Consider the following 16,804-nt stretch of genomic DNA (forward strand, 5'->3'; position numbering starts at 1 on the left):
TCTGACCATTCTTATTGAACGCAAAGGGTTGCTGCGTTGACTTCCACGGGTCAAGACCTCCCGCGCCCCCTGCACAAGCGGGCCCTGCGCGTTCTGACTGTTCTGGCAGTGGGTGTGCTGGTGCTGCCGGTGCTGTGTGTGGCGGCGTTGCTGATGCGCATGCTGTTCGGGCCGGTTAACGTCACCCCTTTTGTCCGGCCCTTCCTGCCGGTTGCAGTCCTCAACGGGCAGCCCGGTCAGCCCGCCGCCGCGACCCTCACGCTGCGGCGGGCCGATTTGGCATGGAATGGTCTGCGGGACGGATTGAGCGTGCCTGTTATGCTCTCATTGCATGACGTTCGCATTCTCAAAGCCGACAAGACCACAACCGACACCATTCAGTCCGCCAACGTCACGCTCGACCCGCTGGCGCTGATCCACGGCAGCGTGGCACTGAATACGGTGGATCTCAGTGGCGTGCGCATGGCCCTGCGGCGTGAGAAAGATGGCAGCGTCGGACTGGATGTGGACGCCCCCCCCACACCTGCCACGCCGCCTGACAGTACCAACACGCTCGACCCCAGCACCCTGCAACGCATTGGCCTGACCGACGCACAGGTTACGATTGATGACCGGCTGACCCATACGCAGTGGATTGCCTCGCCCATCACCTCTACCCTGCATGCCGTCAGCCTGCATGGGGGCAATGGTCTGACCGGCTCCGTTGCCCTCACCTTTCAGGCAGAGCAGGACAGCACGGAACGGCTGAGTGTCACGGCACAGGGCACACAGACCGATAACGGCACCATCCAGTGGCATGCAGCCCTCGCCCCCGTGCGCCCCAGCACCTTTGCCGGTCTGGCCCCGGCTCTGAAAACGCTGGATGTGCCGGTGAGCCTGACGGCGGATACCGTCTTTGCACCCGCCCCCCACAGCAGCTGGCTACTCCCGCAGGGGCTGGACCTGAAAACCGATCTCGGCGCAGGCGAACTTCAGGGCGGTGGCTCCACCTATCTGCTCAATCATGGGTCTCTGCTGGCCCATCTGGCCCTTGACCACCGCTCTGCCACCCACACGCCCGCCACCATCACGCTGCAAGGTCTGACGCTGGACCTGCTGAACCCGGAACATCCGGAAGATGTGAATGGTGGCATCACCGTCAGCCTGACGGGCCAGCTGAATGCGTCCGACCTGTTCAGCCCCACCGTGCTGTCTGGCCAGATGGCACTCGATATTCCCACCATTCCGTTTGGCGATATTGCCAATTACTGGCCCGCCAAAGCGGCAAAAGGTGGCCGGAAATGGGTGGACACCAACATTACCGACGGCACAGCGCATGACCTGCACACCGCCGTCACGCTGCATAGTGATAAAGGCTGGAACGGCATCAAGCTCACCTCCATCAAAGGGAGCGTGGAAGGGTCAGATCTTACGGTGCACTGGCTGCGCCCCATCTCGCCGCTGCATCACCTGGATGCGCATCTTGAGGTGAATGATCTCGATAAACTAACCATCCATTTCGACCACGCCTATCAGCTGGTGGACCGGGCCGATAAGAATGTGGGGGCCACCGGTATCGGGCGCGTCGCTGCAGGTCCCGGCTCCATGGAAATTACCGGTCTGTCCAAAAAGGACCAGATGGGCACCATTGTCACGGAGCTGCACGGCAATCTGCGGGATCTTCTGGCCATGCTGGCTGAACCGCGGCTGCATCTGCTGGCCCGCCACCCCATCAGCTTTACCAGCCCCTCCGGGCAGGCCAGCGCCAAATTCTCCCTGACCCTGCCGCTGGAAAGTGATGTCACGACGGATCAGATGATCGTGGACGCCCACGCACAGGTCAGCCACACCCATCTGGGCAATGTTGTCGCAGGCCGCGCCATTACCAATGGCACGTTCCAGATTGCCGCCACCACGCAGCAAATGGATCTGAACGGGCATGGCGTGCTGGGTGGCCTGCCGTCAGACATTACCTATTTCATGAATTTCCGCTCCCTGCAGCCGCAGGAAATTGCAGAAAAGGCGCATCTGTTCACCCGCATCACGCCGGAAACGGCGACCGCTGCGGGCATCGACACCAGCTCGCATTTCTACGGCAACGCCGATCTCGGTGTGGATTATGCCCGGCAGGCGAACAAGCAGGGCACGGTTCATATCAATCTTGACCTGAAGCATTCCCGCATTGTCATCCCCCTCTGGCATAAGGCAGCAGGCCGCACGGCACAGGTCACCGCCACCCTCGCCTTGCTGGACGGGCGAATTACCTCCGTTGAGAAAATTTTTGCCACAGGGCCGGAACTGGATGTGCGGGGCCGTGCCGTGCTGCGGGAAAAAGCAGCACCGGAACTGCTGATTTCATCCTTCAAAATCGAACGCTCCTCCGGCCATGCCCGCCTTGTGCTGCCTTATGCCTCGCAGGACAAAACCATTCAGGTGGGGGTCTATGCCGATACGCTGGACCTCGCCCCCCTGATGGAAGGCGACCCGAACGCCCCCAAACAGGCCGCCTCCCCCGGCCTGCATGTGCCGGAAGCGGCGACAGGCAAGCTGCACGGGCCGCCGGGCAACGCCTGGACCATCGATATGACGGCCAACGCCCTGTATTACAGCCAGACCAAGCAGCCCCTGCGGGCCGTCACCGGACATTTTGAAGATAACGGCCAGCGTCTGGAACGCATGCGTTTTGCCATGCGCGGCCCCTCCCCCGTCACCATGACGCTGGAACCCAAAGGGGCCACCCGCGCCCTGCATGTGACCATTCCGGACATGGGCGGGTTTCTGGCAGCCCTCAATATCCTGCCCAACGTGCAGGGCGGCCACGCTACGCTAAATGGTGCGTTTGATGACACACAGGCTACAGCACCCTTCAAAGGCACGCTGCATGTCAGCCCGTTTGTGTTGAAGAAAGCCCCTGCCACGGTGCTTCTGGCCCGCAATCTGTCGCTCTATGGCTGGGTAAATGCCCGCAAATCTCCAGAATTTGAAGTCTCCACCCTGACCATGCCCGTCGCGTTTTCTGACGGCGTTCTGACTATTGAGAATGGCCACATGGGGAATGACGCACTGGGGGCCACGCTGGAAGGCAAGATTGACCTGGACCACAGCACACTGGACCTGAACGGGACCGTGGTGCCGGTTTTTGCGATCAACAAACTCCCCGGCAAGCTCCCCGGCATTGGCAAACTGTTCAGCCCGGAAAAAGAAGGCGGCCTTGTTGCCATGACCTTTGGTATTGCGGGCAAGCTGGAAAACCCGGATCTGAGCGTAAACCCCTATTCCGTTCTGCTGCCCGGCGTTTTGCGTAAGCTCTTCTGATCCCAGCCGGTGCTGTGCGCCCAGTCCGGGCCCATGCTGTTATCGGGTTCTTCGGGGATATCAGCCTGCGTTTCCGTCAGCGCGACAGTTTCTTTCAGGGTGCCCTGCACATGGGCCGTAATGGCCCCTGTTTTGACAGCACTGCGAAACGCGTCGGGTTCTTCCTCAAACGACGTATCCACGCCATTGCCGCTGACTTCCCCCACCGGATGTAACACCACAGCCGCCTGAGGCCGCACCGGGTCCACCAGCCAGTGGCGCGTGCGGGACACCAGCGTGGAGGCATCCGCACCGCTACAGGGCTGCATTTCTGTCAGCGTTACGGTTTCTGTGGTGACAACGGCTTCCATCTGCGCACTTTGCCGACGGCCAGACGGCGCAGCCTGACCAACCAGCACAGTGCCGGAGGGTATGACCAGCAACGTATCCCGCGCCGCTCCCGGCGGAGGTTTGACACAGATGGAAACGGCCTGAGCCCCGGCGGATGTGCCTGCACCAGCATCTTGAGGTGCATGGTCCACCGACTGTCCAGATGCCCTCTCGCCGGGCGCAATCAGCGCGCCGAGCGCCAGACCCAGCACAACAGGGTAACGCAACCGCATACCCTTTCCTTTCCGTCGTAACGGTCCGGGCGGATTACGGTCTGGCGGGGGCCTCCTGCTTCAGGCCCGATGGAATGGCGAACACATCATCAGGCTGGGCCACCCGGCTGACACGGAGCGCCCGGACGGTAATCTGTCCCTGCTGTGCAACCTGCAACAACAGACCATCCGCCGTGTAACAGACATCACTTGCATGTCCGTCGGCATCTTTGGTGCGCCAGATAATGCAGCTTTCCCCCGCCACCACGGAACCACCCAATCGTGCATAGGTGCCAACCATGGCCGGGTGACCGGGCGGCGTGAGGCCCTGACTGGGGGCGGGCATCACGCTCTTCCGCTTGCGGCTCGGGTCCACCACGGTCAGCGTGTGCTCGGGCCAGGAGGTGATCATGAACAGGTCAGACCCTTCCGGGTCCAGCCGCTGACGGAGGCTGCCCACCTGCCAGCGCATCCGCTGCTTCATCACCGCATCCCCGGTGGGCGATGTCAGTTCATACAGCACATCCGCATCCACAGACGGCGTGATAAACGGCGCATCCTGCGGGGCGACTGGCGCAGGCCCAGACGCAGGGTTGGCACCCGCCTGAGCACCGCTCGCACCTGCGGAAACAGCGCTGGCTGCGTCGGTACCCGTAGCTGACGTTTGCGCCTGCGCCACGGGCAGAGAGGCCACACCCATCATAACACCCAGCCCGGCACCAAGCAGCCGCCGCGTACGCAGCCCGCTCATGGCGTATTGCCTGACGCATCATGCGCGTTGGAATCGGTGGATGGCAGGGTCGTTACAGGACCAACGCCCGGCACAACGCCTGTGGCGGAGGGCACGCTGGAATGCTCCTGCTGCTGCACACTGGTTGGCCCCCGCATAACGGAAGGGGGGGCTGAACCGTCCTCATTCCCACCAGACTGAGATCCCGGGGAATGTGGCGTGACTTCCTGAAAACCCGCAGGCGGCTGGAAAGAGGTAGCGGGCACGTCATCATAGGAGACTTTCATCGCCTTGAGGTGGCCGTTCAGACCATCCACATCCACGCCGTCCTGCTCCAGAATAAAGCCGTCATCCGTCACGCAGGCAGTCCCATTCCCCTGGGCGGAGACCACGCCCCAGAGGGTGCAGGGCTGGCCGATGACTTCGGATTTGCCTTTGCGCGTAAAACTCATCGACATATCCAGCAGGAACGGACTGCGCGCCACCTCCTGCTGCACCAGCCGGGTATAAATCTTGCGGTCGTTCAGGATAATCATCACTTCCTGCGCCGCCCGGTTGATGATGACCGCCCCCCGGCTTTCCGGCCCGTCCATGCTGAGCATGTAGTTGATCCGCATCAGCCCGCCATCACCGGAAAACAGAACCTGCACATGCCGGTCCTTAATCGGCAGGGCCGTTGCGGGGCCCCCACCCGCAGGCGGGCGCGGCTGAAAGACGTAATCAATAGTGGCATCACGTCCGGGCATCAGGCGCGGGTGGTCCATCTGCGGGGCGGGAGCCGGTGCGCCTGCCGGGGCCGCAGGAGTTGCTGCTGTCTCGGCGGCATGGCCTGGCTGGCTCAGCAGTCCTGCCGCCAGCGGTGCGGTGGCCAGAAGGCTGCAAAGGGTCAGCATACGGCGCGTCCGGGCCGGCTGGCAGTGTGTCATACGTCTTCGTCTTTCCTGTTTCTCATCCAGACCGCTCTGCTCCCAGAGCTGGTCCCTAACTGTCCTGAGAGTCTGCCGCCTGCGTCTCTGCCCGCATGGCACGAATTTCAGCCTCCAGCTCATCTGCAGGAATGCTAGCCTGCCAACATGGCATCATCTGGACAGCGCGTTCCAAGGTTGCCTTATACAGGCTTGCCGGAATTTCCTCCCCGCCAAAGCGGGCGAGATGGTCTGTTCCAAACTGGGTGTCTAGCACGATAAAGCCGCCAATCCGCAGCCGCGCCACCAGATGCACTAACGCAACCTTGGAGGCATCGGTCGCACGGCTGAACATGCTTTCCCCAAAAAATGCGCCGCCCAGCGCCACGCCATATAAGCCGCCTACCAGCTTTCCGTCCTGCCGACATTCCACGCTATGCGCGTATCCCATGTCATGCAGGGCACAGAACAGGCGGAAGATCTCACCATTGATCCATGTGTCCTCACGCCCCGGTGCGGGCGCTGCGCAGGCCTTCATCACGCCGGGAAAATCCTGATCCACACTGACATCAAACCGGCCTGACAACACCGTGCGTTGCAGACGGCGCGAGAGGTGGAAACCACGCAGAGGCAGGATGCCGCGCGGGTCCGGATCATACCATTGCAGCTCGTCATCATCCGCATCGGCCGCCATCGGGAAAATCCCGGCCGCATACGCGCCTAAAATCAGTTCCGGCGTCAGCGCGTCAGTCATGTCGCCTCCTTTGAACAGATGAGATCTGCGTTCTTTATAACGCTCGCGCCTGATCCCGCGTCCGTTTCCGTCGTTATACGCTCGTCATGGCTTTTCTGAAGGGTCATGCTAGTCTGTCATTACGGAAACTCAATCTGTCCCACTGAAAAAAGGAACGCCCATGCCTTCCGAAAAGCCTCGCCTGATCCGTGCCGTCCGGCTGCCTGCCGCTGTTGAAAAGCGGATTGAGACCGACTTTACCGCTCCCCCTGCCCCCGACGCGCCGCTGGATACCGCCGCCATGCTGGCGCTGGCGGAAAAGCAGCAGGCGTTTGCCATGCTGGTCACGCATCATTGCCCGCTGAAAGGCGCGGATGTGGCGGCCATTCCGGACTGTGTGAAGCTGGTGGCGACCGTCAGTGTCGGGCTGGACCATCTGGATGTGCCCGCCCTGCTGGCACGTGGCATCAAGGTCTGCAACACGCCGGATGTGCTGACCGATTGTAATGCCGATCTGACCATGATGCTGATTCTGGCCGCCTGCCGCCGCGCTGCGGAATACTACACGCTGATGAAGAACGGCTGGGGCCGCACGCTGGAAATGGATGAGATGCTGGGCATGCGCGTGACCGGCAAGACGCTGGGCATTGTCGGCATGGGCCGCATCGGGCAGGCCGTTGCGCGCCGGGCGCGTGGTTTTGACATGAAGGTGCTCTACCACAACCGCCGCAAACTGGACCCTGCGCAGGAGGAAGGCGCGACCTATTTTGAAAATCTGGAAGAGATGCTGCCCCACTGCAACATTCTCACCCTGCACATGCCCGCCACCGCCGGCGCACCGCCGCTGATGACAGCCAAAATGTTCGGCCTGCTGCCGCGCGGCAGTGTGCTGGTGAACGCGGCGCGCGGCGCACTGGTGGATGAGACGGCTCTGCTGGACGCCCTGCGTTCCGGCCATCTGTTTAATGCCGGGCTGGATGTTTATCAGAACGAACCCAACCCGAACCCCAGCATTCTCGCCTTGCCGAAGATTTTCATGACGCCCCATACCGGCAGCGCCACAGTGGAAACCCGCACGGCCATGGGCATGCTCTCGCTGGACAATGTGGCCGCTCTCGCCGCCAATAAGCCGCTTGTCACCCCTGTAACGGCCTGAACCGGAGAGACTGATGACCTTAAGAATAGCCTGCCTGCTGGGTATTCTTGCCTGCGTGGTGGTGAGACTGATCGACTTCCACTACCAGCAGACCTGCATGATTGTGGGCGGGTTCATGCTGTTTCTTGCCGTCATCGGCACGCTGATTGATGAAGAACCGCCGCCGGTCAAAAAACAGAAAGAGCCAGCCTCCTGAGGGGAAGCTGGCTCTCTGATAAGACCGTTTGAGACCACGCCGGAGGATCTGCCTCCGGCTTTTTTAATGCCTCAATACCTTCAGGAAACGCGACCGTTACGCGTTGCGACATGATCCCGCAGAGCCTCAGCCGTATCCCGCACCACCGGACCATGTTCACGCTCCAGACGACGGATGGTGAAATGCGCCCGCGCCAGTGCCCGGTAATGGTTAAGGAATGCCGTATTGAGCGACGCCCCACACAGCGCACCGGCCACCGGCATAAGCTGAAGAGATACTTTCTGCCCCAGAGCCAGACCGTAATGCGAGGCAACTTCCGCAATCAGCATCACAACCGGGCGGCCACGCAGCAGCGCGCGGGCTGAGAAATAGCCCAGTTCGCTATCCTCCGCCTTCCGCGCATTGGGGAAGGCCCGCAGTGCGAATACTTCCAGACAGGCGCGGCGTGCATCCGGGTCGGAAAGATCCTCGCCTTCTTCGCGCGCAATGCGGCCAATCTCACGCATGATGGTCAACGTGGTAAAGCTGATATCCGGGGCCAGACCGGCCAATCCAGCAAAGCCACCTACCGCGCCGGAGACGGCAACAGCCGCCTGCAACGCCGGGCCACGCCAGGGCTGCGGTTCCGCCAGAGCATCACCGGGGCTGCGCAGCCCGACAATGGCAACATCAAAGGCACGGGCAATGGCGCTTTCCGCCAGACCACGCAGCTTGTCTTCCATGCCGGGAGCCATGCCCAGCCCGCGCAGGCCCAGCCGCGTGGCGTGGCCAACAGCGCCGCCCATCAGGTCCGCCAGACGCACCAGAACGCCTTTGCCAGATTCGACCTGTGCGAGGGCGTGTTCCAGCTCTCCCAGATCGTGACCACTGAGCTTGAGCGTCACCATCTCGCTCCCTGTCATGTCCTGCGTACTCATTTGCGCCCTTTCTGCTTGCTCTGCCCTGCCGTGAAAGGCCGGGCCGGGGCGCAGTCGAGCGCCCGCAATAGTCTGTTTTGTAAAGGAGAGTGTAGCATAGCACGCCCGAAAAGCGACACGGGCCGCCCCTCGTCCGGCATATGCCTCCCATCTCCTGAACAGCGATGTCCACCTTCCCTCACAAAAGCCCCACGGGCTAAGAAGTTGCCTCCTATCCCTTTTCCTTCTTTGATTTTTGCTGTGGTTTTCCGGCGTGCGTTCGCCCTTTGGGCGTCAGACTTCACGGTGGTTGTCACGTGCATCGGAACACCTTACACAGCCGAAGGTGAGACCATCCCGGCGCAGATTGTGCGCCAACAGGAGTTTTTCCATGTCGCACACCACGCCTTCCTCCCGCCCGGCCCGTACCCCACGCTGGCAGCATCTGTTGCGCGCTGGCTCCGTTGCCGCCGTTCTGGCTGCCACAGGCTGCGCCCAGACCCCGCAGCAGCAAGCCTATCATTCTGCGCTGGAACATGCGCGGACGGACCCGTCCTACTGCTATTCCCACCAGTATGACACGCTTCTGGCCGAAGCCATGCAGCGCGACCACAGCCTGCAATCCAGCAAGACGCCGGACCGGGATGACAAACCGGATTCCTCCTTCCAGCCGACCATGCAGATCAGCGTGACGGGTGCCACCGCCATGCCGGACCTCAGCCTGCCGCCGTATTTCCATCGCGTCTGCCGCCTGAGCACCAAGCTGCCCAATGGCACCACGGAAAACGGGTTTCTGACCTTCACCTACCTGATCCGGGACAACAAGGTGCAGTCTGCGCTGAGCGAATGGTATTCCGATGCGGAAGTCACGCAGGAATACGATGCAACCATGAAGCAGATTGAAGCTGGTCTGGACATGAACAATCCGGATCTGAAATCCTGCATCCAGCGCTATCCGGCTTTTGATGCACCGTCCAAAGACCCGATCGTGCAGCAAGGCGCGCTCGACCTCCGTGCCCATCTGGTCCGTCGCTGCCTGGCCAACAAGGCCGCACTGAAAGACCTGTATTCAGACCTGTACTTCATTCATCGCTAAAACAGGCTTTACAGCCTACACATCGCCTGTCCGGGACAAGAGGGACAATTATCCCTTATCCGGACAGGCGTTTTAAAAATCCCTTAAAATTTAGCGCGACTAATTTTTCAGTCTCCGGCTGTGTTACGCGCCCTCCTGCATCAGTCTGGAAAACCGTGCCATATCGACATTGCCGCCGGAAATAATCACGCCAATACGCTTCCCGTTCCATTCGGACGCAGCCGCAAGAGCGGCAGCGACGCCAAGGCAGCCCGTCGGCTCCACGACAATTTTCATCCGCTCCGCCAGGGTGCGCATGGTCGCAACCAGCGTGGCATCGTCCACCGTGACAATCTCCCGCAAAAGCCTGCGCATAATCCCAAAAGTGAGCGGGCTGATGGCTGTGGTCTGCGCTCCATCCGCCAGTGTTTTGGGCACCTCAATCTGCACGATGTGACCTGCGGCCAGAGACTGTCGCGCATCATCCCCGGCTGCCGGTTCCACCCCAATTACGGTGCACCCCTTCGAGACCACATGCGCAACCAGCGCACAGCCTGAGGCAAGACCACCGCCGCCAACCGGCACAAACAACGCATCAAGCGGTCCGGTTTCTTCAAACAATTCCAGCGCTGCGGTGCCCTGCCCGGCAATAATATCCGGATGGTCAAACGGAGGGAGCAACGTCGCCCCTCGCTCCGCGGCCAGTGCGCCGCCTATCGCCTGCCGGTCCTGCGTGTAGCGATCATACAGAACCACTTCCGCCCCGTACCCTCGGGTCGCGTGCAGCTTCATCGCGGGAGCGTCTTCCGGCATGACAATCACGGCGGGAATCCCGGCCTGCTGCGCCGCACAGGCCACACCCTGCGCGTGATTACCGGAGGAATACGCCACCACACCCCGGCGACGCACCGCTTCCGGCAGGGCCAGAATAGCATTCAGCGCGCCTCGGAATTTGAACGCCCCCACACGCTGGAAATTTTCCGCCTTGAAGAACAGCTCCGCCCCGCTCACTCCGTTCAGATAGCGAGAGGTGAGAACCGGCGTGCGATGCGCATGCCCTTTCAGACGCACCGATGCTGCCACAACATCTGCAAAACCCGGTTCTTTCTGCATGTCCCGCCGCCCTTCTTTTTTCTGATCCACGCCCACCATGCCGGATTTCAGGGCAGGCATACAGCCAGAGCAGTATGCCCCCCTCTTTCCGCCTGCTCTGTCCGGGCCTACAAGGTCAGGGAGCTTGTGAGCAGAATGCTGTCTGAAAGGACTTTATTGACCATGAACTATCGCAGCCTGTCCCCCGATTTTGTTGTTGCCCCGCAGATTGCCGTCAGCGACATCCCCGCCATTAAAGAGGCCGGGTTCAAAACCATCATCTGCACCCGCCCGGATGGGGAAGACCCCGGCCAGCCGAGCGCTGAAACCATTGGGGAAGCCGCCAAACAGGCTGGCCTGTCCTTCATCTCCATTCCGGTTGCTGGCGGTCAGGCTCCGTCTTCGGATGCCGTGATCATCATGCAGGAATCCCTCAACACCCTGCCCGGCCCGATCTTCAGCTATTGCCGCTCCGGCAACCGCGCGGGCCAGCTCTGGGCGCTTGCCACGCAGGGCTAAGCCGCCCTGACTACGGCCAACAAAAAAGGGAGCCGCCCGGTCTGGGTGCTCCCTTTTTTATTGATGCGGCGGGAACAAAGCCCGGCCTGCTTCTGGTCGTCAGTCGCCAGACCAGCCGCCCATGCGGCACAGATACTGCCAGTGTTCCGCAGAAACCGGACACACTGAAAGGCGTGACTGCCGAACCAGAGCCATATCCGCCAGCGCCTCATCCTGCTTGATATCCGCCAGCGTAACCGGGCTGGGCATGGGACCGACGGTTTTCACGTCCACACACACCCAGTTGCCGCTGTCCGCCGTGGGGTCCGGGTAGGCTTCGCGCACAATTTCCACCACCCCCACAATCGCGCGCTGCACGTTGGAATGGTAAAAAAAGGCGCGGTCTCCCACCTTCATGCCAGCAAGATTCTTTTTGGCCTGATGGTTGCGCACCCCGGTCCAGGGTTCCACATCATTGGCCACCTGCTCATCCCAGCTAAAGGCGTCCGGCTCGCTTTTAATCAACCAGTAGGCCATGGCTATTCCACCAGCGCGCCATCACGGAACACGATGCGCAGGGGGCGCACAATCACGCTTTCAAACAGATTAACCTCGGCATACGGATCAGCCGCAGCAAAGCCTTCCGCCGCCGCGCGATCGGGCACATCCAGCAGCACGAGGCTGCCGCAGGGGGTGCCGTTCACGTCAAGTTGAGGTCCGGCGAACTGAATCGCCTGCTTGTAGTTTTCCAGAAAAGCCAGATGTTTCTCTCGCGTAGCCTTACGTATTTCAAGGGCTCCGGGGCGATCTGTGCAAATAACGGCAAACAACATGTCTTCTCTCCGCTGTGTTGTCGGGACAGGACGCCCATGAATAACTGCCTCGTGTCAAGATGCCCCGAATGATGTAAAAGGTGCGCGAGCGCATGTCTGGGCAGGAAACTCCTGCACGCAAGGCCCCTGCAAGCTCACGTGATTTGTTGAGATACGGAACGGACTGACATTTGAGCGCCACACCGACCCTCGTCGCGCGTGCCGGGACATTCTTCCATCGGTATGCCAATCCCGGCCGGTTTCTCAAGCTGGGCGCACGCCTGCAGCCCTGGCTGACATGGCCAGCCCTGCTGCTCACCCTCGCGGGGCTGGGCTGGGGGCTGTTTTTCTCGCCTGCCGACTGGCAGCAGGGCGATTCTGTCCGCATTATGTATGTGCATGTGCCCGCCGCCATGCTGGCCTCTGCCGGTTATGCCGGGCTTGCCGTATGCGCCGTACTGTCACTCGTCTGGCGGCACCCGCTGGCGGATCTGGCTGCGGTGGAAATCGGCCCGGTGGGCGCCTGCATCACCGCACTGTGTCTGGCCACCGGCTCCCTGTGGGGCAAGCCGATGTGGGGCACATGGTGGGTGTGGGACGCCCGGCTGACCTCCGTGCTGGTGCTGTTCTTTTTGTATCTGGGCCATATCGCGCTGATCCGCGCGTTTGATGACCCGCAGCGCGGCTACAAAGCTGCGGCCATTCTCGCACTTGCGGGCGCTGTCGATCTGCCGGTGATCAAATTCAGCGTGCAGTGGTGGAACACCCTGCATCAGCCGGACAGCATCACGCTGACGGGCGCGCCCACCATGTCCTCTTCCATGCTGTGGCCGCTGGCTTTATCCACGCTGGGCTTCTCGCTGGGGTTTGCCGCCATTGTGCTGGCCCGCACCCGGGCCGCCGTGATGGAAAGCCGCATCCGCAGCCTGCTCTCCAGCCCGCGCCGCCGCGCTGGCAATGCTTCGGGAGACGCCGCATGACGCATCTGCCCTATATTCTGGCCAGCTATGGTCTGGCCACCGTCATTGCCCTGACCCTCTCCATCGGGGCGGCCCTCCGCCTCAAAAAGGCCCGTATGCGGCTGGCCGTTCTTGAACGCCCCTCGGACCGCACCACAGGAGCCACTTCGTCTCTATGACCCGCAAGACACGTCGCCTCTGGCTCGTTATCGCCTGCGTTGCCTGTCTGGGGGCTGCCGCAGCCCTCATGCTCAAGGCGTTTTCCTCCGATATTGTTTTCTTTGTCACGCCTTCTCAGGTCGCAGCATCCGCGCCTCCGGCAGACCGCACCGTGCGGCTGGGTGGCATGGTGGTCGCTGGCTCCGTCAAACGGGAAAAACGGGGCGAAACCCCAATTGCCCGCTTTGACGTCACAGATGGTCAGGCCGCTGTAACCGTGCGGTATGAAGGCATCCTGCCCGACCTGTTCCGCGAGGGGCAGAGCGTGGTGGCCGTCGGCACCATGCACAAGGACGGTTTTGTCGCGAGTGAAGTGCTGGCCAAGCATGACGAAACCTATATGCCGAAGGAAGTGGCGGAAGCCCTGAAAAAATCCGGCAAGTGGGACCCGCGCTTTGGCCCGCCGCCCAGTGCAGCAAGCTGGAACAGCATGACGGTGCAGGACGCAAAGAAAGGTCTTCCCGCGTCCGACGCTCCTGCGCCCCCTGCCCCGGCTGGCAACTAAAACCCTGTGTTACGCCGCACATCCCCTTTTGCGTCTTTTGCCTCTGTCTGGCAGGTCTCTTTCCCTGCCAGCGTCTTTTACGCTGTTCTGACAGCCCGCCACCCGGAGACATCCCTCTGACATGCTGAGCCCTGAACTCGGACATTATGCGCTGGCCCTTGCCTGCATCCTTGCCGCCGCGCAGGGCATTCTGCCTCTTATCGGTGCCCAACGGCGCGACAGGCGGGTGATGATGCTCGCGCCGGGGCTGGCCGTCGGGCAGCTTCTGGCCTTGCTGATGGCCTTCCTCTGTCTGGTGTACGCCGCCGTTACGGATGATTTCTCGGTCCAGAACATTGCGGCCAACAGCGCAGTCTCCAAACCGCTGCTGTATAAAATTACCGGCGTCTGGGGCAATCATGAAGGCTCCATTCTGCTCTGGGCGCTTATCCTCGGGATCTGCGGCGCTGCCGTGGCTGCCTTCGGGCGCAACCTGCCGTCTGCTCTGCGCGCACGGGTCATTGCGGTTCTGGGGGCTGTGGCTGCCGGGTTTGAACTATTCTGTCTGACTACGTCAGACCCGTTCGCCCGCGTCTGGCCCGCCCCGATGGATGGGCAGGGCATGAACCCGCTGTTGCAGGACCCGGGCCTCGCCTTCCATCCGCCCATTCTCTACACCGGCTATGTCGGGTTTGCGGTGCCGTTTGCCTTCGCTATTGCGGCCCTGATTGAAGGCCGTGTGGATGCCGCATGGGGCCGCTGGGTGCGCCCGTGGGCGGTGGCGGCATGGTGCTTCCTCACCTGCGGCATCGCGCTGGGCTCATGGTGGTCCTATTACGTGCTGGGCTGGGGCGGTTACTGGTTCTGGGACCCGGTGGAAAACGCCTCCCTCATCCCCTGGCTGACCGGCACGGCGCTGATCCATTCCGCCATTGTGGTAGAAAAGCGTGAAAGCCTGAAAATCTGGACGGTGCTGCTGGCCATTGCCACGTTCTCGTTCTCGCTCTCCGGCACGTTCCTCGTCCGCTCCGGCATTCTGAACTCCGTGCATGCGTTCGCGAATGACCCGGCCCGCGGCATCTTTATTCTCGGGCTGCTGGCGGTGGTGATCGGTGGCTCTCTGGCCCTGTTTGCCTATCGCGCGCCCACGCTGACGGCAGGTGGCCTGTTCGCTCCCATCTCGCGGGAAGGTGCGTTGGTGCTCAACAACATCCTGTTGTGCTCCCTGTGCGCCGTGGTGCTGACCGGCACCATGTATCCGCCCTTCATGTCTCTGCTGTTTGACCGCACCATTTCCGTTGGCAAGCCGTTCTTTGACGCCACGACCATTCCGCTGGCCATCCCGCTGTTCATCTTCATGGGCTTTGGCCCCATGCTGCCATGGAAGCGCGCCCAGCTCTGGCCGGTGCTGCAACGGCTGTGGATTGCTGCTCTACTGGCTGGTGTCGCGTTTGCAGTGTTTACCTTCGGCATGTCCGGCATTCTGCCTATCCTGTGCAGCGCGCTGGCGGTGTGGGTCATTGCGGCCTCCGTGCTCGATATCACGGAGCGTATGCGCCTGTTCCGCATGCCGCTCTCCGGCAGTCTCCAGCGTGCCCGCATGCTGCCCCGCTCCATTTTTGGCACGGCCATTGCCCATGCGGGTGTGGGTGTGACCATTCTTGGGCTGGCTGCCATGTCTCAGGCCCAGCACAAGATTGTGGAAGTGCCGGTTGGCACCACCGAGCATCTGGCCGGGTATGACTGGACGCTGACCAAGGTGACGCAGGAACCGGGGCCGAACTATTCCGCTATGGTTGCAACCCTTGAGGTGCGGCATAACGGCAAGATTGTCACCATCATGCATCCGTCCAAACGCAGCTTTAACAGCCAGAACCAGACAACGACGGAAGTCTCCATCCACACCAATCTGCTGGCTGATCTGTATGGCGTGCTGGGGGACAAACACGGCACAGACGCCGCCCCTACCTATGTGCTGCGGCTGCATTACAACCCACTCGCCCCATGGATGTGGCTGGGCGCGCTGATTATGGCCATTGGCGGCGTGCTTTCCCTTTCCGACCGGCGCATGCGCGTGGGTGCACCGCGCCGTGCCAAAACTTCCCCCAATACGGTGACGGCAGCATGAGCAACCCTCCTGAAAACATGACGCGCCGGCGGCTGCTGATGGCCGCCCCTCTGGCCGGGGCCGCGATTGTTGGTGTTGGCTTCTGGAAGATGCTGTCCGGCATGCAGCACGGCTCCTTCAACCCGCATGATATCAACGCGCCGGTGCTTAACCGCCCGGTGCCTGATTTCAGCGTGCCGGATCAGGCGCCCGGTCAGGGCTTCAGTGCGCAGGATCTGCGGGCACTCACGCAGCCGGTTCTGGTCAACTTTTTTGCCTCATGGTGCATTCCCTGCCTTGCAGAAATGCCCACCCTGATGGGCCTGAAGGATGACCTGACGATGTGGGGCATTGCCTATAAGGACCGTCCGGAAAATGCTGCCGGGTTCCTGAGGCATTCAGGCAACCCCTTCACCCGTCTGGGCAGTGACCGCGACGGCCGTGTGGGCATCGACTGGGGTATTTCCGGGGTGCCGGAAACCTTTCTGATCGGCCCCGGCGGTATTATCCGCTGGCACAGCGCCGCCCCGCTGGATGTGGACACCATCCGCGGCACGCTGGTGCCCCTGCTGGAAAGCCTGAAAAAATCATGATGCTGCGCCGTCTGTCCGCCCTGTTTCTGGGCTGCGCCCTGCTGCTGGCCCCGGTTCTGGTTCTGGCCGTGGATGACCCTGCCGAAATGCTGCCCAACCCGCAGGAAGAAGCACGGGCCGAGGCCATTGGCTCTCAGCTCCGCTGTCTGGTCTGCCAGAATGAATCCATTGAGGACAGCAGCGCCGGGCTGGCGCGGGACCTGCGCCGCGTGGTGCGGGAGCACGTTGCCAAGGGCGAGAGCAACCGCCAGATCATGGACTGGATGGTGAACCGCTACGGCAACTTCATCCGCCTCAGCCCGCCGCTTTCCAATGGCACACTGCTGCTATGGAGCATGCCGGTTCTGGCCCTGCTGCTGGGCCTGACTACTGCATTTTTCGCCTATCGCCGCCGCAATGCGGCCCCCGCTGCCCCCCCGCCGCTGACAGCGGAAGAAAAGGCCCGTCTGGCCGACCTGACGAAGGACTGAGCGC

Annotated in this window: 19 protein-coding genes; 11 read left to right on the top strand and 8 right to left on the bottom strand. The window is 61.8% G+C overall.

What is annotated here, in order from left to right; genetic code table 11:
* The first annotated feature begins 36 nt into the window (after positions 1 to 36).
* Positions 37 to 3,294, top strand: coding sequence for an AsmA-like C-terminal region-containing protein (locus KP703_RS00555; RefSeq protein WP_252353718.1), 3,258 nt, complete (start codon positions 37 to 39; stop codon positions 3,292 to 3,294).
* Here KP703_RS00555 and KP703_RS00560 read toward each other — a convergent pair.
* The 4 genes from KP703_RS00560 to aat are packed head-to-tail and all read right to left on the bottom strand — an operon-like array spanning position 3,252 to position 6,264.
* The gene (locus KP703_RS00560) at positions 3,252 to 3,896 is read right to left on the bottom strand and encodes a hypothetical protein (RefSeq protein ID WP_215753468.1); all 645 of its coding nucleotides are present in this window, start codon (positions 3,894 to 3,896) and stop codon (positions 3,252 to 3,254) included. The genes KP703_RS00555 and KP703_RS00560 overlap by 43 nt on opposite strands.
* A 34-nt stretch (positions 3,897 to 3,930) precedes the next feature.
* Positions 3,931 to 4,626: a hypothetical protein gene (locus KP703_RS00565; protein ID WP_215753469.1), complete on the bottom strand. Its 696-nt coding sequence runs from the start codon at positions 4,624 to 4,626 to the stop codon at positions 3,931 to 3,933.
* The gene (locus tag KP703_RS00570) at positions 4,623 to 5,531 is read right to left on the bottom strand and encodes a hypothetical protein (RefSeq protein WP_062270838.1); all 909 of its coding nucleotides are present in this window, start codon (positions 5,529 to 5,531) and stop codon (positions 4,623 to 4,625) included. Before KP703_RS00570 ends, KP703_RS00565 begins: the two co-directional genes overlap by 4 nt.
* Positions 5,532 to 5,586: 55 nt before the next feature.
* A complete protein-coding gene (gene aat / locus KP703_RS00575; RefSeq protein ID WP_062270840.1) occupies positions 5,587 to 6,264 on the bottom strand; it encodes a leucyl/phenylalanyl-tRNA--protein transferase in 678 nt (225 codons plus the stop codon).
* Positions 6,265 to 6,424: 160 nt separating this feature from the next.
* Between aat and KP703_RS00580 the strand changes: the two genes are divergently transcribed.
* Together KP703_RS00580 and KP703_RS00585 are read left to right on the top strand one after the other, a co-directional pair.
* The gene (locus tag KP703_RS00580; RefSeq protein ID WP_215753470.1) at positions 6,425 to 7,399 is read left to right on the top strand and encodes a D-glycerate dehydrogenase; all 975 of its coding nucleotides are present in this window, start codon (positions 6,425 to 6,427) and stop codon (positions 7,397 to 7,399) included.
* A gap of 13 nt (positions 7,400 to 7,412) precedes the next feature.
* Complete coding sequence (locus tag KP703_RS00585) at positions 7,413 to 7,595, top strand: hypothetical protein (protein ID WP_062143259.1); 183 nt, start codon at positions 7,413 to 7,415, stop codon at positions 7,593 to 7,595.
* 80 nt (positions 7,596 to 7,675) lie between these two features.
* Here the strand turns inward: KP703_RS00585 and KP703_RS00590 are convergent, their stop codons facing one another.
* On the bottom strand, positions 7,676 to 8,512 hold the full coding sequence (locus KP703_RS00590; RefSeq protein ID WP_043552205.1) for an EcsC family protein: 837 nt from the start codon (positions 8,510 to 8,512) through the stop codon (positions 7,676 to 7,678).
* Between the two features lie 370 nt (positions 8,513 to 8,882).
* On the opposite strand from KP703_RS00590, the gene KP703_RS00595 reads away from it, so the two are divergent.
* Entirely contained in the window at positions 8,883 to 9,587 is a 705-nt protein-coding gene (locus tag KP703_RS00595; RefSeq protein ID WP_062270843.1) for a hypothetical protein, read from the top strand.
* A 123-nt stretch (positions 9,588 to 9,710) separates the two neighbouring features.
* Here the strand turns inward: KP703_RS00595 and KP703_RS00600 are convergent, their stop codons facing one another.
* Positions 9,711 to 10,739 (bottom strand): threo-3-hydroxy-L-aspartate ammonia-lyase, encoded by a 1,029-nt coding sequence (locus tag KP703_RS00600; RefSeq protein WP_252353719.1) that lies wholly within the window; start codon positions 10,737 to 10,739, stop codon positions 9,711 to 9,713.
* Between the two features lie 102 nt (positions 10,740 to 10,841).
* Here KP703_RS00600 and KP703_RS00605 point away from each other — a divergent pair, with 102 nt between their 5' ends.
* Positions 10,842 to 11,177 (top strand): TIGR01244 family sulfur transferase, encoded by a 336-nt coding sequence (locus KP703_RS00605; RefSeq protein WP_215753471.1) that lies wholly within the window; start codon positions 10,842 to 10,844, stop codon positions 11,175 to 11,177.
* A 99-nt stretch (positions 11,178 to 11,276) separates the two neighbouring features.
* Here KP703_RS00605 and KP703_RS00610 read toward each other — a convergent pair whose 3' ends face one another.
* Both KP703_RS00610 and KP703_RS00615 read right to left on the bottom strand, forming a co-directional pair.
* Positions 11,277 to 11,693, bottom strand: a complete 417-nt coding sequence (locus KP703_RS00610; protein WP_215753472.1) for an EVE domain-containing protein — start codon at positions 11,691 to 11,693, stop codon at positions 11,277 to 11,279.
* 2 nt (positions 11,694 to 11,695) lie between these two features.
* Positions 11,696 to 11,989, bottom strand: a complete 294-nt coding sequence (locus tag KP703_RS00615) for a YciI family protein (RefSeq protein WP_215753473.1) — start codon at positions 11,987 to 11,989, stop codon at positions 11,696 to 11,698.
* Positions 11,990 to 12,159: 170 nt separating this feature from the next.
* On the opposite strand from KP703_RS00615, the gene KP703_RS00620 reads away from it, so the two are divergent.
* From KP703_RS00620 to KP703_RS00645, 6 genes are all read left to right on the top strand, one after another.
* Entirely contained in the window at positions 12,160 to 12,948 is a 789-nt protein-coding gene (locus KP703_RS00620) for a heme ABC transporter permease (protein ID WP_061492022.1), read from the top strand.
* Positions 12,945 to 13,106 (top strand): hypothetical protein, encoded by a 162-nt coding sequence (locus tag KP703_RS00625; RefSeq protein WP_167347358.1) that lies wholly within the window; start codon positions 12,945 to 12,947, stop codon positions 13,104 to 13,106. Before KP703_RS00620 ends, KP703_RS00625 begins: the two co-directional genes overlap by 4 nt.
* Positions 13,103 to 13,651, top strand: coding sequence for a cytochrome c maturation protein CcmE (gene ccmE / locus KP703_RS00630; RefSeq protein WP_062143234.1), 549 nt, complete (start codon positions 13,103 to 13,105; stop codon positions 13,649 to 13,651). The genes KP703_RS00625 and ccmE overlap by 4 nt, the downstream gene beginning before the upstream one ends.
* A gap of 121 nt (positions 13,652 to 13,772) precedes the next feature.
* On the top strand, positions 13,773 to 15,758 hold the full coding sequence (locus KP703_RS00635) for a heme lyase CcmF/NrfE family subunit (protein WP_215753474.1): 1,986 nt from the start codon (positions 13,773 to 13,775) through the stop codon (positions 15,756 to 15,758).
* Positions 15,755 to 16,330, top strand: coding sequence for a DsbE family thiol:disulfide interchange protein (locus KP703_RS00640; protein WP_215753475.1), 576 nt, complete (start codon positions 15,755 to 15,757; stop codon positions 16,328 to 16,330). Before KP703_RS00635 ends, KP703_RS00640 begins: the two co-directional genes overlap by 4 nt.
* Positions 16,324 to 16,800, top strand: a complete 477-nt coding sequence (locus KP703_RS00645) for a cytochrome c-type biogenesis protein (RefSeq protein WP_215753568.1) — start codon at positions 16,324 to 16,326, stop codon at positions 16,798 to 16,800. Before KP703_RS00640 ends, KP703_RS00645 begins: the two co-directional genes overlap by 7 nt.
* Positions 16,801 to 16,804: the final 4 nt, after the last annotated feature.

This window comes from Acetobacter sp. P5B1, assembly GCF_018811985.1.
In the GTDB taxonomy this organism is placed as follows: Bacteria; Pseudomonadota; Alphaproteobacteria; order Acetobacterales; family Acetobacteraceae; genus Acetobacter; species Acetobacter cerevisiae.

Bases quoted from the DNA above. Each gene is read 5' to 3' on its own strand.
- KP703_RS00625 (WP_167347358.1), top strand. From the start codon at position 12,945: ATGACGCATCTGCCCTATATTCTGGCCAGCTATGGTCTGGCCACCGTC.
- KP703_RS00615 (WP_215753473.1), bottom strand. From the start codon at position 11,989: ATGTTGTTTGCCGTTATTTGCACAGATCGCCCCGGAGCCCTTGAAATA.
- ccmE (WP_062143234.1), top strand. From the start codon at position 13,103: ATGACCCGCAAGACACGTCGCCTCTGGCTCGTTATCGCCTGCGTTGCC.
- KP703_RS00600 (WP_252353719.1), bottom strand. From the start codon at position 10,739: ATGCCTGCCCTGAAATCCGGCATGGTGGGCGTGGATCAGAAAAAAGAA.
- KP703_RS00605 (WP_215753471.1), top strand. From the start codon at position 10,842: ATGAACTATCGCAGCCTGTCCCCCGATTTTGTTGTTGCCCCGCAGATT.
- KP703_RS00640 (WP_215753475.1), top strand. From the start codon at position 15,755: ATGAGCAACCCTCCTGAAAACATGACGCGCCGGCGGCTGCTGATGGCC.
- KP703_RS00565 (WP_215753469.1), bottom strand. From the start codon at position 4,626: ATGAGCGGGCTGCGTACGCGGCGGCTGCTTGGTGCCGGGCTGGGTGTT.
- KP703_RS00560 (WP_215753468.1), bottom strand. From the start codon at position 3,896: ATGCGGTTGCGTTACCCTGTTGTGCTGGGTCTGGCGCTCGGCGCGCTG.
- KP703_RS00610 (WP_215753472.1), bottom strand. From the start codon at position 11,693: ATGGCCTACTGGTTGATTAAAAGCGAGCCGGACGCCTTTAGCTGGGAT.
- KP703_RS00635 (WP_215753474.1), top strand. From the start codon at position 13,773: ATGCTGAGCCCTGAACTCGGACATTATGCGCTGGCCCTTGCCTGCATC.
- KP703_RS00570 (WP_062270838.1), bottom strand. From the start codon at position 5,531: ATGACACACTGCCAGCCGGCCCGGACGCGCCGTATGCTGACCCTTTGC.
- KP703_RS00585 (WP_062143259.1), top strand. From the start codon at position 7,413: ATGACCTTAAGAATAGCCTGCCTGCTGGGTATTCTTGCCTGCGTGGTG.
- KP703_RS00580 (WP_215753470.1), top strand. From the start codon at position 6,425: ATGCCTTCCGAAAAGCCTCGCCTGATCCGTGCCGTCCGGCTGCCTGCC.
- KP703_RS00590 (WP_043552205.1), bottom strand. From the start codon at position 8,512: ATGAGTACGCAGGACATGACAGGGAGCGAGATGGTGACGCTCAAGCTC.
- KP703_RS00595 (WP_062270843.1), top strand. From the start codon at position 8,883: ATGTCGCACACCACGCCTTCCTCCCGCCCGGCCCGTACCCCACGCTGG.
- aat (WP_062270840.1), bottom strand. From the start codon at position 6,264: ATGACTGACGCGCTGACGCCGGAACTGATTTTAGGCGCGTATGCGGCC.